General features: G+C 42.1%; 10 protein-coding genes. All 10 read left to right on the forward strand.

Going from position 1 to position 18,300, the window contains the following annotated elements; all coding sequences use genetic code 11:
• Positions 1-71 precede the first annotated feature (71 nt).
• The 10 genes from B4G94_RS22130 to B4G94_RS22175 all read left to right on the forward strand — a co-directional run bounded on the left by B4G94_RS22130 (position 72) and on the right by B4G94_RS22175 (position 18,291).
• Positions 72-722 carry a DUF3826 domain-containing protein gene (locus tag B4G94_RS22130; protein WP_286862008.1) on the forward strand — a complete coding sequence of 217 codons (651 nt, stop codon included), beginning with the start codon at positions 72-74 and terminating at the stop codon, positions 720-722.
• Positions 723-749: 27 nt separating this feature from the next.
• Positions 750-4,034: a SusC/RagA family TonB-linked outer membrane protein gene (locus B4G94_RS22135; protein WP_108634895.1), complete on the forward strand. Its 3,285-nt coding sequence runs from the start codon at positions 750-752 to the stop codon at positions 4,032-4,034.
• Between the two features lie 8 nt (positions 4,035-4,042).
• Positions 4,043-6,076 carry a RagB/SusD family nutrient uptake outer membrane protein gene (locus tag B4G94_RS22140; protein WP_286862010.1) on the forward strand — a complete coding sequence of 678 codons (2,034 nt, stop codon included), beginning with the start codon at positions 4,043-4,045 and terminating at the stop codon, positions 6,074-6,076.
• A gap of 120 nt (positions 6,077-6,196) precedes the next feature.
• A complete protein-coding gene (locus tag B4G94_RS22145) occupies positions 6,197-7,828 on the forward strand; it encodes a polysaccharide lyase (protein ID WP_108634897.1) in 1,632 nt (543 codons plus the stop codon).
• A 112-nt stretch (positions 7,829-7,940) separates the two neighbouring features.
• A complete protein-coding gene (locus B4G94_RS22150; RefSeq protein WP_286862013.1) occupies positions 7,941-9,569 on the forward strand; it encodes a polysaccharide lyase in 1,629 nt (542 codons plus the stop codon).
• 9 nt (positions 9,570-9,578) lie between these two features.
• Positions 9,579-12,689 carry a DUF6298 domain-containing protein gene (locus B4G94_RS22155; RefSeq protein ID WP_286862014.1) on the forward strand — a complete coding sequence of 1,037 codons (3,111 nt, stop codon included), beginning with the start codon at positions 9,579-9,581 and terminating at the stop codon, positions 12,687-12,689.
• A gap of 4 nt (positions 12,690-12,693) precedes the next feature.
• Entirely contained in the window at positions 12,694-14,094 is a 1,401-nt protein-coding gene (locus B4G94_RS22160; protein WP_286862015.1) for a glycoside hydrolase family 140 protein, read from the forward strand.
• Positions 14,094-15,023, forward strand: a complete 930-nt coding sequence (locus B4G94_RS22165) for a glycoside hydrolase family 43 protein (protein WP_286862017.1) — start codon at positions 14,094-14,096, stop codon at positions 15,021-15,023. The genes B4G94_RS22160 and B4G94_RS22165 overlap by 1 nt, the downstream gene beginning before the upstream one ends.
• 1 nt (position 15,024) lies before the next feature.
• Positions 15,025-16,857, forward strand: coding sequence for an exo-alpha-sialidase (locus B4G94_RS22170; protein ID WP_286862018.1), 1,833 nt, complete (start codon positions 15,025-15,027; stop codon positions 16,855-16,857).
• Positions 16,858-18,291, forward strand: a complete 1,434-nt coding sequence (locus B4G94_RS22175) for a sialate O-acetylesterase (RefSeq protein ID WP_286862020.1) — start codon at positions 16,858-16,860, stop codon at positions 18,289-18,291.
• Positions 18,292-18,300: the final 9 nt, after the last annotated feature.

The following is an 18,300-nucleotide window of genomic DNA, read 5'->3' on the forward strand; positions in this document are numbered from 1 at the left end:
AATTCTTTAATGTCATTTTGAAGTTTATTTGAGCGTTTATAGAGGAAAATAAAGGTAAGGGACTTTATTTAATGTTTAATAATAACCAAAAAGGGATAAACTATTTCATGCCTATGAAACGTTTTGCATTACTCATGTTTTTATTTTTAAGTGTATCTATGACATTTAGTCAAACAGAAGACGCTTATTGGAAAACCATTACAGATCGATCCGAAAAAATTGTAGCTAAATTGGCGTTACAGGATCAAGCCAAACAAGAAAAAGCCGTTCACATTATTCGTGATCAGTATTATCTTTTAAATGCTTGTTATTCACTTCGGGATTTAAAAATTAAGGAGAATACGGATAAGAGCCTAAAAGAGCAGATCACGCAGGAGACGCTAAAGGAAACTACCAATTTAAATCAAGCTTTCGTCAAACGACTAAAAGAAGTTTTAACAGACCCAGAAGTTGAGGCCGTTAAAAACGGTATGACCTATAATGTCTATCCGAATACTGTGAAAGCTTACCAGGATATGATTCCTCGACTCACAAAAGACGAAGTGCATATGATCGACAGCTTGCTTTATGAAGCACGGGATTTTGCGATGCAGGCTGAATCTTCGGAAAAAAAACACGCTTGGTTTGGTAAATACAAAGGCAAAATCAATAACTATTTAGCGTCTCATGGCTATAACCTAAAGGAAGAAGGCGATAAATGGGCTGCGAGATTAAAAAAATAACCCAGTAAATAAACTAATACCCAAATTATGAATCAGCTCATATTCCCGAGTAAATCCTCTAAAAGGTTGGCACAACTGCTGGCTATTGGAATAATGACTGGCGGGATCATTCCGTCATACTCCTATGGAGTAAATCTAAGTGAATACAATTTAAACTTTTTTAAGAATATAACAGGAAAGGTTGTTGATCAAAATGGAAAACCGCTTGCCGGAGTAACGATATCCATTAAGGGATCAAAGACCGCGACTTCAACAGATGCAGATGGTACATTTAGACTGAACTTGCCTGTTGGAAACGAGATTCTGGTGCTCAATTTTGTTGGTTATAAAAGACTTGAAATCCCCGTTGGAAACCAAAGTGTATTGAATATACGCATGGAAGCCGATAGTCAGGAACTCGAAGAGGTTGTTGCTGTTGGTTACACCACGCAAAAAAAAGCGCATTTAACGGGCTCTGTCGTAGCGATTAAAGCGGAGGAAATCGAAGATTTACCCTCAACGAATGTGGGTGCAACATTGGCGGGCCGGGTTGCAGGACTTAGTGTTAGCGGAGGAACGAGTCGTCCGGGGTCAAAAGCTACGTTAACAATCAGAAAACCAATGGGGCCGAGTAAGGATGGTGGTACCACAGACCCGCTATATGTTATCGATGGTGTGGTGCAGGTGGATGGCCAAAATCAACCTGATGCAACCTTGTTTAGTAATTTGGATGCTTCGGAGATTGAAAGTATTTCTTTCTTGAAAGATGGTGCGGCTGCCGTATACGGTGTTCGAGGGGCTAATGGTGTGGTGTTGGTGACGACAAAAAAAGGAAAAGTAGGTACGCCGAAGATCAGTTACAATGGTTCGTATGCCATTAATGATGCAACTTATCGGACGAAAGTGTTGGATGCTTACCAGTTTGGGAATTATTTTAATATTTTGAACGGCCCAAATGGGAATTATAATGCGGTTACGGATCCTACAAAGCCCGAGCATAAGAATTACTTTTTTTCTCAAGATGAATTGGATTATTTTAAAGGCCACTCCTACAATTGGTTGGATGATGCTTGGAAAGCAAGTTATCTGACGCGGCATTCCGTGAATATTTCGGGCGGGGCAGATAAAGCGACCTATTTTGCCAATGTGGCCTATAACAAGCAAAACGGTAATTTAGGGACCTTGGATTATGATCGTTGGAATTTCCGAGCCGGTAGTGATATCCGGGTGGCTAGTAATTTTAAAGTAGGTATACAGGTGTCTGGAAATACGGGTAATCAGCAGAAGACCTTTAACAAGATTGGTGGTGAAAACGATGATAATGATTATCGTAATCTCCTGTTAGCGTCACCTTATATACCAGCTTATATCAATGGTCTGCCTGTTCGTTTACCAGGAACTGTTGGTGCTAGCGATTTATCGTCCTATCATTATTTTGAGTTGCAAAAGTTAGCCAATTTGGCGACAACAGATTCACGTCAATTTAGTATCAACTTGAATGGTGAATACCAAGCACCTTGGTTAAAAGGCTTAACGTTAAGAGGATCTTATAACAAAAATTATAAGAATGACCGGGGCACGCAAATTGGTACCAAATATCAAACGTATACATTCGATCAGCGAAGTGGACAATATGGTCATATTTATGATGATAACGTCAGTGGTGCGAAGGCTGCAAGCTATAGTAATGGTAATCGGGTTTATTTTTCGAATGCGGCAGGCAATAATTATCAAGCCAACTTTACAGCGACATATGATAAACAATGGAAACAACATAATTTCTCCGGTTTATTTTCGGTAGAAAAAGCTGAAGCGAATTCTTCGCAAGAAGACGTCTGGAAAGATAGCCCGCTTTCCAATACCAACGGGCAGTTCGGAACAGCCTTCGGGGCCGTTGATGGGCGTACCGCAGCGTATGAGTCGGGCACCCTTGGATATGTCGGCCGTTTAAATTATCGTTATAGTGATAAATACCTTGCCGAAGTGCTATTTCGTTCGGATGCGTCCACAAAATTTGCCCCCGAACATTATTGGGGGAAATTTTATAATATTTCTGTGGGTTGGGTAATCAGCGAAGAAGACTTCTTTCATGTCAAAGCTATTGATTATTTGAAATTACGTGTATCACATGGTAAGTTGGGTAATGATCAAACTAAGGCTTGGGGTTGGTTACAACGTTATACTTATCAACAGGGAAAAGGGGCTGTATTTGGGGACAACAATAACAATGTCGATGCAAGTACTGGGCTGAGAATGGAGAAATCCCCTAATCGGGATGCGACTTGGGCAGATGAATACAAAAACAATATTGGTATCGATGCTCGATTCTTGAATAACCGATTGTCAGCTACGATTGATGGTTACTATAATAAGGGTGTAAATTTGTTGGTCGAACGTACAGCTAATATTCCGGTTACTGTCGGTGGAACGGTCGCAGCCGAAAACTATGGTAAGAAAAACACCTTTGGTCTCGACTTTGATTTGGGATGGCGAGATAAAGTGAACGAGGTTAGCTATGGTGTCAGTGCACGCTTATCTTGGTGGAATGACAAAGTGATTCAAGACAATTTTAATGATGTTGATATTTTAAAACCATGGATAGCACATCCTAATGGACCTTCGGACAATGGTGCCTGGGGGTACGATTATTTGGGTATGTTCAAGACACAAGAGGATATTGAGCGCTATGTAAATCAATACAATATTACCCAGGTTTTTGATCAACCTGTTAATAGGTTGAGGCCGGGTATGTTATACTATCGCGATGTTCGCGGCCCCATACAAGCCGACGGAACTTTTGCAGCACCTGATGGCATCATCGATCAAAATGATCAGATTCAATTGGCAAAGAATGCAACAAATCATTATTCTCTTGGTATGACGTTAAGGGTTGGTTACAAAGGGTTTAGTGTAGAATCGGTAATCACAGGCTCCTTTGGCGGTTACAACGAAATTACCGAACGTAAGCCGTTGAATACTGACATTTCTAGGGTATATCAAAATGTACCGGCAATATGGGGAAATATTTATGATCCTGAGTTAAATCCGACAGGAACGATGCCCAATCCGTTTTGGGCTTCTATTTATGACGTAAGGTCAAGTTTCTGGACTGTTCCGGCTTTTCAGTTGCGTATGAGTAGCCTTAATGTCGGATACAAGTTTCCTGAAAAGCTGGTTAAATATCTAAAAGTATCAAATATGAGAGCATATATCAGTGCAGTGAATCCTTTTATACTGTACAATCCATTCAGTTATAAAGACGGAAATGGTGCCGCTTGGGATGTTTATCCAAATTTGAAAACTTATTCTTTTGGTCTTAACGTGACTTTATAATTTGAGAAATGAAAAAATTAACAATTTTAAATATAGGGCTTCTGTGTTTGCTTTTGACCAATCAAGCCTGTAAAGATAATTTTCTGGAAGAAAAGACGGATTTTGGAGCTGTAGGTGAAGACCAGGTGTTTAAAGATCCAATCTTGGCTGGAGCGTATGTAGATTATGTATATGGTTTATTCTTGCCACCAAATAATGCACAATCATTTGTTGCAACCCAGGATGCCGCTGAGAATGGAGGGTACACAAATACCTTTACACAAACGACGGATGAACTGGCAGGCGAGACAGCTTTTAATAAGACATGGAATGTCATTTCTTATGTCAATGACAATGCCAACAAGTACTTTGGTCAGCGGATGACGGCAAGTGTTGCCAACAATGTGTGGACTAGGATGAAAGAGATCAATGTTTTTTTAGAAAAAATTGATCAGGGGGGGATTGATGAGGCAACGCGCAATCAGATGAAAGGGCAAATGTACTTTTGGCGTGCCTTTCAATATTTTCAATTGGTGCGTATGTACGGTGGAGTGCCTTTGGTTCTTGGATCGCAAACTCCAACAGTTGTAAATAATGATGCTAACTCCGTTCCTCGAAGCACAACGTCAGAGTGTATTGAACAAATCGTGAGAGATTTGGATATGGCGAAGAGTTTATTACCTGGTAAATGGAATGCTGCAAATTGGGGCCGCATTACCAGTGGTGCAGCCGCAGCGTTAAAAGGACGCGTGCTCTTGACATATGCCAGCCCGCAATTTAATCCAAATGACTCACGCGATCGTTGGGAAGCAGCATACACTGCAAATGTAGAAGCCAAAACTTTATTGGAGCAAAATGGTTTTGGATTATTCCAGACAGGTGGTTCAACAGATGGAAAAGCTTGGGCCAATATGTTTATGCAAGAAGGTACAGCAAACACAGAAGCCGTTATCGTATATGGATTTAACACTGGTACAGCAGCAGCTAATGGTGTTAAAAACAATGGTTGGGAACAGGTGATTCGACCTCGAGCAATTTCTGGCTCAGGTTCGATTGCTCCGACTAAGCAAATTTTAGATGCTTTTCCGATGTTAGACGGTAAAAATATTGATGACCCGACATCAAAATATACCTATGATGCGAAGAAATTTTATAAAAACCGGGATCCACGCTTTGACAAGACTTTTGTTTATAATGGAGCGCTATTCCCTTATGCCGATGGACCGAACTATCGTCAATGGACCTATTATTGGAAAAATGAGAACGGTACTGCTTATTTATCTACTGAAGGATCGGGATTGAATGCCAGTGGTCTTTATTTAAGGAAAGGTTCTAACCCGAGTGCAAACAATAGGTCTAATGGAGGATCTGGTTTTCAACAAAGCGGTACAGACTTTATTGAATTACGTTTTGCAGAGGTAGTTTTGAATTTGGCGGAATCTGCTATCGGTTCGGATAAATTAGCCGAAGGATTGGAAGGAATCAAGGAAATTCGTAAACGTGCAGGACTTGAAGTTGGCGATGGATCATATGGTTTAGCCTCTGTTGCAGGAAATCGTGATAAATTATTTGGAGCAGTGATCAATGAAAGAAAACTAGAGTTTGCTTATGAGGGTAAGCGTTTTTACGATCTTAGACGCTGGAAGTTATTTGAAAAAGATTCGCCAACAGCTAAACGTATAGGCGTAAAACCATTGAATGGGACGAGAAGAACAGGCATATTGATTACATTTAAAAATAAAGATGCTGAATATAAAGGGGATAAAGACCCTTTGTTGAGAGATAAGAATGGTAATTTGGTTGTTATAGAGCGCGAACCCGCCACTTATCCAGGAGATATCAAAAACCAAGATGAATACCTCGATTACCTTTACGATAATTATTTCACCATCACAGAAAAAGATGATTTGGATCCAATTAAGAACAACTGGGTTTTCACATGGTATCCGCAATACTATTTCTTCGGATTAAATCAAACAATCTTGTCTACTTCACCTTATTTACAACAAACGACAGGTTGGGATAGCATGAATGGAGCAGGAACTTTTGACCCTTTGAAATAGGTTCCTTTTGCTAAAAATATTAAAGCAATGTATGTGAATTGTGACATACATTGCTTTTAATAAATGTACAATTGACATATATTTGAAATAGAAATTATAAATCCTACTAACTAGATAAACATGTTACATAAAATAACGCTGACAGCATTGTTGAGTCTCATTACATCAATCGCATTTTGTCAGTATCCCAAAATTCCAGAAGATGTCAAGAAGAATACAGATGAGCTGATGCGTAAAGCGACCAAACAATCGGATGAAGCTTGGCAAAAAGCCCTACCTGTCATAGAAGAATATGCGAAACAGGGTAAACCTTATATTCCATGGGCAGGCCGACCTGATGATCTCCCACAAGCTAAGATTTTGGCTTTCCCAGAAGCTGAAGGTGGCGGTAAATTTACTTTTGGTGGTCGCGGTGGGAATGTGTATGTGGTCACAAGCTTGGAAGACAATGGCCCGGGGTCATTGCGGGAAGCTTGCGAAAAAGGTGGGCCTCGTATTATTGTGTTTAACGTCTCCGGTATCATCCGCCTGAAAACACCATTAATTATCCGCGCTCCTTATATTACCATTGCAGGGCAGTCCGCTCCGGGCGATGGTGTCTGCGTGGCCGGTGAATCTGTTTGGATCAACACACACGATGTCTTGATCCGTCATATGCGTTTTAGACGCGGTGAAACTTATGTCGGCCGTCGAGATGATGCGATCGGTGGTAATCCCGTAGGAAATATTATGATAGACCATGTTTCGGCAAGCTGGGGTTTGGATGAAAATATGTCCATGTACCGTCATATGTATAATGACAGTACCGGAAAGGCAGAGGAGAAACGCGGTACTGTAAACATTACTATTCAAAATTCTATTTTTTCTGAAGCATTAGATACATGGAACCACGCGTTCGGAAGTACTTTAGGTGGAGAAAATTGTACGTTTATGCGTAACCTCTGGGCAAATAATGCAGCCCGTAATCCATCTATTGGTTGGAATGGTTTGTTCAACTTTTACAACAACGTGGTTTACAATTGGGTGCATCGTTCAATTGACGGTGGCGATTACCAAGCGACATACAATATTGTCAACAATTATTTTAAACCAGGCCCTGCGACTCCGTTGAGTCAGCCTGTAAGTTACCGCATCTTAAAACCGGAATCAGGAAGAAGTAAATTGCCTTATGTTGTATTTGGTCGTGCTCATGTAAAAGGTAATATCGTTGAAGGTAATGCAAAAGTAACATCAAATAACTGGGATGGGGGTATACAGTTGGAAAATAAAAAAGGGGATGCGATGACCTACGAGGAAGCACAACCATACTTTGCGGCGATGAATGCTAAAGAAGAATTTCCACATGCTCATTTTCCAGTGATGACTGCTCAGGAAACTTATGGTTTTGTTCTTGATCATGCAGGGGCAACCTTGCCTAAACGGGATCCTGTGGATACACGGGTTATTGCAGATGTGAAAAATGGTAAACCAGTCAAACTTTTGAGCAACGTGAAATTACCTGAAAAGGATTTTGAACACAGAAGATTGCCAAAAGATTCGTATAAGATCGGCATTATTACCGATATCTCCCAAGTAGGTGGATATCCAGTTTATCAGGGTAAACCATATAAAGATGCTGACAACGATGGTATTCCTGATGATGTAGAAAAACAAATGGGACTAAACCCGAATGACCCGAGTGATTCGGCAAAAATTACAGCATCAGGTTACGCAAACATTGAACTCTACCTAAATAAATTGGCTGCTAAATAATTCCGTGGAATACCCCTGTTTAGACGACAAATACAGCATCAAATAAGCTGGGGTATTTCATATAACTGAAAGAAATAAATTGAGCTTGTGGGCTTAAGTTAATCATCTGCATATGAAATCGTTATTTAATCGAAATACCGTCTTACTATTGGGCCTAATAAGCCCAATAGCTGCATTGGCGCAATATCCAGTTATTCCAGATTCTTTGAAGAAATTGGCTGCTGAGCGGGAAAATACGGAAAACATACGTTTAGAAAAGGTTTGGGAAAAAGCACAAGAGGCCATGAAGGTCGAAGGTAAGCCCTATATTCCTTGGGCAGCAAAACCTAGTGACTTGCCTCAGGCAAAAATAAAAGCATTCCCCGGTGCTGAAGGCGGCGGTGCTTTTACTGCTGGAGGTCGAGGCGGAAAAGTTTTTGTCGTGACGAGTCTTGCGGACAGTGGTCCAGGAACGTTGAGAGAAGCCTGTGAAGCCGGTGGCGCACGTATTGTCGTATTTAATGTTGCCGGTATTATTCAACTTGAGAAACCGATTGTCGTTAAGGCTCCCTATATCACGATTGCTGGACAAACAGCCCCTGGCGATGGGATATGTGTGGCCGGAGAATCTTTTCTGATTGATACCCATGATGTTATCTTACGGTTTTTGCGTTTACGTCGTGGGCAAACCGATGTAACGCGCCGTGATGATGCTGTAGGAGGAAATGTCGTGGGCAATATTATGATTGACCACGTATCTGCAAGCTGGGGCTTGGATGAAAATATGTCGATCTATCGGCATGTATACGACCGGGAAGGTAAGAACCTCAAATTACCTACAGTAAATATTACGATCCAAAATTCCATATTTTCGGAATGCCTGGATGCATATAACCATGCTTTTGGAAGTACAATAGGCGGTTTGAATAGCACCTTTATGCGTAATCTCTGGGCTTCAAATATCAGCCGGAATCCTTCCATAGGGATGTATGGCGACTTTGGATTTGTCAATAATGTTATTTGGAATTGGTGGAATAGAAGTGCTGATGGTGGTGATAATAGGTCGTTATTTAATTTTATCAATAACTACTATAAACCTGGCCCCATTACACCAAAAGATAAGCCGATTGCATACCGGATTTTAAAACCGGAATCTGGAAGAGATAAGGCGTTTAAGGATCAATATGGAAAGGTGTATGCGCATGGAAATGTGGTAGAGGGTTTCCCAAAAGTTACTAAAGACAATTGGGCTGGAGGGATTCAGATTGAAGATCTACCGAATGTAGGCGACCGCGAAAAAGAAATTCGGGTGGATAAAGCTTTTCCAATGGCGCCCGTTACAACACTATCCGCACAAGATGCTTACAACTATGTCCTTAAAAATGTAGGCGCATTTTTGCCAAAGCAAGATGCAGTGGATACACGGATTATAAAGCAAGTTGCTGAGAATAAAGTCTATTATGACACGACGAAAGCGCAACATGGTTTTGTATCGCCATATGTTAAGCGACGCCTCCCAGAAGATTCTTACAAACAAGGAATTATATCGGATATCGCGCAGGTGGGCGGTTATCCGGCTTATCAGGGAGTACCTTACCAAGACGCAGACAATGATGGTATCCCGGATGATGTGGAGAAAAATATGGGATTGAATCCCAATGATCCAAGCGATTCAAGAAAAATAGCGAAAAACGGCTACGCCAATATTGAGAACTATTTAAATGGGGTTGTAGCATTAGATGCTGTCGTGCCCAAAAAATAAGAAATAACCATGAGAAAAAGAATGCTGTTCTTTTCTTGTCTCGGACTATATGCCTTTATCTGTACTGCACATGCACAACAAATGAAGGCATATACTCCTTTGGTATGGGATGAGGCAAAGTTTGTTTATCATAAGGATTCACTTGGAAACCAAATTCCTGACTTTTCCTATGCAGGATACAAAGGGGGCAACGAAGCTATTCCTACAGGACAGATTGCTGTCGTTGTTCCTGTAAAATCAGGTGATGCGACGCAACGTATACAAGCTGCCATTAACTATGTGTCAATGCTACCGTTGGGTAAAGATGGATTACGAGGAGTGGTGCTTTTACAAGCGGGAGTTTATTCTGTTTCCGGTTCTCTTAAAATAAGTGCCTCAGGTGTTATTCTGCGTGGTAGTGGCTTCAAAACAAATGGAACTGTCATCGTTGGTGAAGGAACAACAAGAGAAACACTCATCCGTATTCTTGGAAAAGACGATATCACATTTGCGAAAAAGACAAACGTAACAAGTTCTTACGTCCCTGTCAACGCGCGGGTATTGGATATTGACCATGCCGCTTCCTATAAAGTTGGAGATAAAATTAGGATTACAAGACCTTCCACGCAAGATTGGATTAATCAGCTTGGTACCGATCATTTTGGTGGTGGTATTACTTCCTTAGGTTGGAAGCCCAGGCAACGCGATGTTACATGGGATAGAACGATCGTCGCTGTGAAAGGTAATCGTATCGAGATCGATGCGCCAATCACAACAGCATTGGATAGACGCTATGGCCAAGCGACTGTTGAGCAATATACTTGGAAAGGAAGAATCGAAGATGTAGGTATCGAAAATATTGCACTTAAATCTGCTTTCGATGCGAATAACCCGAAAGACGAAGACCATCGCTGGATGGCAATTACGATTGAAAATGCAGAAAACGTTTGGGTTCGCCGCATGCAGTTCCAGCATTTTGCAGGATCAGCTGTCTACGCTTTGGCAAGTACTAAAAAATTAACCGTTGAAGATTGTATTTCTTTGGATCCAGTTTCGGAAATCGGTGGGCAAAGAAGATATACCTTTTTTACAAAGGGACAGCAGACTCTGTTTCAACGACTCTATTCCGAACATGGTTACCATGATTTCGCAGTAGGCTACCTGGCGGCAGGACCAAATGCATTTGTTCAATGCCAAGCTGTAGAACCATTCAGTTTTAGTGGTAGTATAGACAGTTGGGCGTCTGGAATTTTATTTGATAATGCGGATATAGATGCACAGGCCCTTAGCTACAAAAACCGAGGTCAGGACGGCCAAGGCGCGGGCTGGTCAGCGGCAAATAGCGTGTTTTGGCAATCTACAGCGGGGCTTGTTGAGTGTTACCAACCGCCAACGGCGCAGAACTGGGCTTTTGGCATTTGGTCCCAGTTTCAGGGAAACGGCTATTGGGAGCAATCTAACGAATACATCAAGCCCAAAAGCTTGTATTATGCACAGCTACGGGAAAGAATTGGCCTAGCGGCTGATGAACGCGCAGTACTGTTGCCCCTTCTGACCGAAGCATCCAGTAGCCCTCCTGTCAGTGTTGCTATGGAGCTGACACGTCAGTCTGAAAACCCAATGACGAGACTGGTTGACTTTATTGCAGAAGCCGGTAATCGTTATCCCTTAAATACGACCGCAAATGTAAAGACCATCGATCAAATTGGCTATAAAGAGACTATCCCAGCAAAAAAACAAGCAGCTATGCGTGTCGTAAACGGTTGGTTGGTACGTGGTGATGAAGTACTCGTAGGGGCCAAATCGGATGTCCCATGGTGGAGTGGTAGCGCTCGCCCACATGGTGCTGAGAAAGCAAAACCACATATCACTCGCTATGTTCCTGGCGAGGCTGGCAGGGGATTGACGGACGATCTTGAGGAGATGACGGATTCATTAAAAAAAGATAATATTATTGCCATTGATCACAATTACGGACTTTGGTATGATCGGAGACGCGATGATCACGAGCGTATCCGACGGATCAATGGTGAGGTTTGGCCACCGTTTTATGAATTGCCCTTTGCGCGCAGCGGCCAGAGCTTAGCGTATGACGGCTTGTCGAAATATGATTTGACAAAGTATAACAAATTTTATTGGGGGCGCTTGAAACAATATGCAGATTTAGCCGACCAAAAAGGGTTAGTCTTGATTCACCAAAATTATTTCCAACATAATATTATCGAAGCTGGTGCACATTACGCGGACTTCCCATGGCGTGCAGCTAATAATATCAATAATGTCGGATTTCCAGAACCGGTTCCTTATGCCGGAAACAAGCGCATTTTCATGGCGGAGCAGTTCTATGATATCAGTAATCCTGTTCGTCGGGCATTACACCGCGCATACATCCGTCAATGTTTAAATAACTTTAAAGACAACTCGGGAGTCATTCAGATGATCAGTGCCGAATATACTGGACCTTTGCATTTCGTTCAGTTTTGGATCGATGTGATTAAAGAATGGAAGGCTGAGACGGGTAAAAATCCAATTATTGGTTTGAGTGCAACGAAAGATGTGCAAGATGCCATTTTATCGGACACCGAACGTGCCAAAGAAATCCAAGTCATTGATATCCGCTACTGGCATTACCAAGCCGATGGAAAGACCTATGCGCCCCAAGGAGGACAAAATCTGGCACCACGTCAGCATGCACGATTGTTGAAACCAAAGAAAACGTCGATGGAGGCTGTTTATAAAGCGGTATCCGAGTACCGGACAAGATATCCAGACAAGGCAGTGTTATACTTTGCGGACAACTATCCAACGATGGCTTGGGCCACTTTTATGGCCGGCGGGTCTATGGCCAACTTACCTAAAATAGGGAACAATGATTTCTACCGTGCGGCATCGACTATGAAAGCTGTACAAGTCAACAGCGGTACGTGGCTATTAAAGAGCACGCAGGGATTGATTATTTATAGCGAGCAAGCTATAGGTGAAAACATTGACTTATCCGATTATAAAGGACGTTTTGAAATGACACATATTAATCCGAAAAGCGGAGCGATTACCAAAACCGAGCAGATCAATTTGGGCAAGCACATTAATTTAAGCAATTATATAAAAGGGCCGGAAATTATTTGGCTAAATAAGAAATAACAACATGTCTATACGTAAGAAACTTATATTATTTACAGTTGCAGGAGCACTGTTTTCATGTACTTCCAATAAAGAGTCAAAGCACACTACATTATTGAAGATATCTGAAAATGGCAGATACATGATGACCAAAGATGGACAGCCCTTCTTTTGGTTGGGTGATACAGGTTGGTTATTGTTTAATAAACTCAACCGATCCGAAGCCGATCAATACCTTGAAGATCGAAAACAAAAGGGCTTCAATGTCATTCAGGCGATGGTCTTGCATACCGTTCCTTCTGTAAATATTTATGGAGATTCTTCGGTCGTCAATAAAGATATTTCTAAGCCATTTGTGACTGAAGGGAACAACCCGGATAATGCAACAGCGTACGATTATTGGGATCACATCGATTATATCATTGACAAGGCTGCTGAAAAAGGACTGTATGTAGCTTTGGTGCCAGTTTGGGGATCTCCGGTTAAGGATGGCAAAGTTTCGACGGAGCAAGCAGAAAAATATGCCACGTTTCTTGCGGAAAGGTGGAAAGACCGTCCGAATATCATTTGGTTAAATGGGGGTGATATTAAGGGATCAGATAAGATGGAAGTGTGGGAGAAAATCGGCCAAACAATAAAAGCCATCGATCATAACCATTTAATGACTTTTCATCCTAGAGGACGAACGGCTTCTTCGGATTGGTTCCACGATAGACCCTGGCTGGATTTCAATATGGTGCAATCTGGACACCGTACCTACGCTCAGGACACTTCCGCGAATGAACAGAAACATTATGGCGAGGATAACTGGAAGTTTATGGCAGCCGACTGGGATATAAAACCCATTAAACCAACGATCGACGGGGAACCTTCTTATGAAGGCATCCCACAGGGATTACACGATATCACCCAACCGCGCTGGAAAGATGCTGACGTCAGAAGATACGGTTATTGGTCTGTATTTGCAGGCGCATTTGGGTATACCTACGGACAGAACTCGGTCATGCAGATGCATGGAAAGCAAGACTCCACTTCGGCCTATGGTTCGGATGAATTATGGAGTTCGGCAATCAATGCACCTGGTGCTGCTCAAATGAAGTACTTAAAAGAACTTATGCTTTCTAGGGACAATTACTTTGATCGTGTTCCAGATCAGTCTTTAATTGCGGATAATGGTGAGAAATACAATCGTTTAGTAGCGACAAGAACAAATGGCTATGCATTTATTTACAATTACAACGGTAGAGAAATGAAAATTAATATGGGAATAATCAAAGGGGACAAGGTAAAAGCGTCTTGGTTTGACCCTCGAAATGGATCGACCAAGGTGATTGGGAAGTTTGAAAACAAAGGTGTACAAACTTTTGTGCCTGAGGGAGGACAAAAGGACGGAAATGACTGGGTATTGATCTTAGATAGCATTTAATGAGGAATTTGGTCAAATTGTTTGTTTTATTTAGTGTGGCATCGCTCTTGGCTTCATGTCAGCGGGATGTTTACCTATTTACCTCATTCCACGAACCTGCCAATGAAGGTTTGCGCTATCTATATAGCAAAGACGGATACCATTGGAATGCGATTAATGGGGTGTATTTAAAGCCGGAATTAGGAAAACAGAAAATCATGCGCGATCCGTCGATGATCCGGGATAAACGAGGTATTTATCATCTGGTATGGACCATTGGCTGGCAGGGAAATGAGGGGATTGGTTATGCCCGTTCAAAAGATTTGATCCATTGGGAAAATCAACAGATCGTTCCAGTGATGCAACAAGAAGCAACCACCGTCAATGTTTGGGCGCCAGAATTATTTTATGATGATGTAGAGGACCGATTTATAATTATTTGGGCCTCCACGATCCCTTATCGTTTTGCGAAAGGCGTAGAAGAGGAAAAGAATAATCATCGGATGTACTATACAACAACCAAGGATTTTAAATCTTTTACAGCCACGAAATTATTTAGCGATCCCGGATTTAGTATCATTGATGCGGTCATTGTCAAGAAAGCGCAGAAAGATTATGTATTGGTACTAAAAGATAACACGCGGCCCAACAGAAATCTAAAAGTTGCCTTTGCAGGCAATCCGCTAGGACCATTTCAACAGGTTTCTGAGCCTTTCTCGCCGTATTTAAGTGAGGGGCCAGCAGTGCTTAAAGTAAAAGATCAGTGGTTGATCTATTTCGATTCCTATGGAAGTAAAAGCTATGAGGCTGTGTCCACCAAAGATTTCAAGGTCTTCGAAAAGATCAACGACAAGATTTCCGTTCCAGAAGGGCATAAACATGGAACGATCTTCAAAGCGTCCAATAAAGATTTAAAAAATTTGCTTCGGGATGAAGCCAAAAAGAAATAGTATGAGTATCAAATCAGTATTAGTGAGTCTATCGCTGGCTTCTATTATGCACCAGGCGGTGGCACAACAAGATACGGTAAAGTATATAGGAAAGACATTATCCAATGTAGATTATCACCACGGACAGCTGACACCTGCAGTGGGTACGCACAATATTCAGGTATTTAGAGCAAATAGAGAGTTTCCTGAATTAGCAGGCGGACACAATTTTACGTATAACCATCAGCCCTTTTTGGCGTATTGGAATAACACGTATTATTTACAGTTTCTGAGCAATCCTGTGGGCGAGCATATCGCGGAAGGAAAAACCTTGTTGTTAACATCAAAAGATGGTCGCAATTGGTCCAGCCCTATAGATCTATTCCCTACTTATCTGGTTCCAGAGGGCTTTACCAAGCCGGGACGTACCGATAAGGCCGGAAAAAACCTGTATGCGATTATGCACCAGCGTATGGGTTTTTATCATGCAAAGAATGATAAACTGCTGACCCTCGCGTATTACGGTGTAGCCCTGGATGCCAAGGACGATCCAAATGATGGGAATGGTCTCGGACGTGTCGTCCGGGAGATCCACAAAGATGGTAGCTTTGGGCCAATCTATTTTATTCACTTCAATGCCTCTTTCGATGAGAAGGGTGCCAAATATCCTTTTTATAAAAAGAGCAAGGATAAGGCCTTTATACAAGCTTGTGACGAGTTGCTAGGCACGCCACTCATGATGCAACAATGGGTAGAGGAGTCCGATCGAAACGATCCATTAATTCCCTTGCAACGTCCGGTAAAAGCTTTTTCGTTCTATCACCTCAATGATGGAAGAGTCGTCGGTTTATGGAAGCATGCGTTGACATCGATGAGCAAGGACAATGGCAAGACCTGGCAATATTCACCGTTGCGCGCGCCGGGTTTCGTGAACAGCAATGCAAAGATCTGGGGACAAAAAACATCTGATGGACGTTATGCAACGGTGTATAATCCTTCCGAATTCAGATGGCCTTTGGCCGTATCGACCAGCAATGATGGCTTGAACTATACCGATTTGTTATTGGTCAATGGTGAGATCACCACCATGCGCTATGGCGGTAATTATAAGTCTTATGGACCGCAATATGTCCGTGGTATCGTCGAAGGCAATGGCATAGTTCCAGATCATAACATGTGGTTGACGTACAGTATGAACAAAGAAGATATTTGGACTGCTGTTGTACCTGTTCCGATCAAGTCTACAGTAGATGAGGTCGTGAACGATGATTTTGCGAAAAATGCTGTGCAAGCCTATCACAACTGGAATATTTATAGTCCTTTGTGGGCAAGTGCCAAAGTCGAAGGAGATGCGTTGGTCTTGCGCGATAAAGACCCTTTCGACTATGCAAAAGCAGATCGTGTGATTCAATCGGCCCAAAAAGGGACCATCGAATTTACAGTGAGGCCACAGCAAAATGATCATGGTACTCTACAGATCGAGTTGGTCAATGATATAGGCTTAGCTGCCGCTAGAATTATCATTGACAAAGATGGTATTATCAAAAATAAGGCAGGTTATCGAAATGCCTCGCTGACAAAATATGCAGCGGGAAAGACCTATCACTTTGTGTTAACTTTCGACGTGAGCACCCGCTCTTATCAAGTTGCCATCAATGGCGAGGATAACGGCACGAAGCTATTTTTCCAACCCGTAAGCAACGTCAGTAAAATCTCTTTCCGAACAGGCGATGTCAGAAGATTTCCAAATGCGGATACAGAAACAGACCAGGACTTTGATGTTGAAAATGCAGGTGTTTCGGTAAAAGAAGCTATTTATCAGATTACTTCGCTGAAAGCGGAAAAGTTGAAATAAATGAGACGGTTTATTGTACATATTGCTTTATTGGTAGCCAGTTTCTCGGCAAAGGCAGATGTCATATTGCCCAATATTTTTGCCAATCACATGGTCTTGCAACGCAACCAGCCGGTCGCCATTTTTGGTTCCGCGAATCCTGGTGAGCAGGTAAGTGTGACTTTCCAAAATCAGTTGAAGACGACAGAAGCCGATCAAAATGGCCATTGGAAAGTTGAACTAAAAGCCATGTCAGCCAATGCGGTTGGACAGACCTTGACCATCAAGGGAAACAATACGATCGAACTTAAAGATGTTTTGGTCGGTGAAGTTTGGCTGTGCTCGGGCCAATCGAATATGGAATACCAAATGCGTAAAATTGTGAAGGTAAAAACTCCGCTGAAGGGTAATTATTTTCCTAAAAACGAAGTTTCTGAAGCAAACAATCCCAATATCCGAATATTTTTGGTCCGCCGGAAATTTCTGGCCAAGCCGGATGGCCAATATGAGGGCTGGGCTGTAGCAAGGGATTCGGCACTGCGTCAATTTTCTGCACCGGCCTATTTCTTTGGGAAAACACTACAGCAAGAATTAGGTGTTCCTATAGGCATTATTTCATCAGCTGTGAGCGGCAGTAGAATCGAGCCTTGGTTTTCCGAAGAATATTGGACAAGTTCTCCTTATCTGAAAGATAAAAAGAAAGAAGGCGATCCCGGTAAATTCTTTCATAAGATGATTGCACCATTAGCACCTTACACCTTAAAAGGATTTGTTTGGTACCAAGGTGAATCCAATACCTTTCTAAAAGAGAATATTAGTTATAGTTATAAAATGAAGGCGCTGATCGAAAACTGGCGGACACTTTGGGGAAACCCCAAATTACCGTTTTATTTTACCGAGATCGCACCTTTCTATTATTCCCTGGACGAAGAAGGTCATGTCCGTATGCCGAGAACAGTGTTGCCGGAATTTCGGGAAGCCCAAGATCTGGTTTTGCAATTGCCGCATACAGCACGCATCATTACGACAGATTTGGTCGATGACCCACACGATCTCCACCCAAGTTATAAATGGGAAATCGGTCGTCGTCATGCCCTTAAAGCTTTAAAATACGTCTATCATAGAAATATTGTAGCCGATGGCCCTGAACTAGAGGCTGTAAAATACCAAGGCAAACAAGCAACGGTAAAATTGAAACATGCGAAAGGCTTAAAGACTATCGATGGCAACCCCTTAACATCGTTTGAAGTTGCGGATGAGGATGGCATCTTTTATCCAGCACAGGCTGCTATCAACGCACAGACAGTCATACTTGATAGTGAACGGGTACAACAGGTCCATCAGGTCCGGTTCGGATGGGACGAAGCTGCCCAGCCTAATCTGGTGAATGCTGCAGGTTTGCCCGCGGCACCGTTTAGAACAAATAATCCATTACAACATATTAAATTGAAATAGTCTTTAGCG

Origin of the sequence: Sphingobacterium sp. UBA7625, assembly GCF_002484085.1 — a bacterium.
GTDB lineage: Bacteria > Bacteroidota > Bacteroidia > Sphingobacteriales > Sphingobacteriaceae > Sphingobacterium > Sphingobacterium athyrii.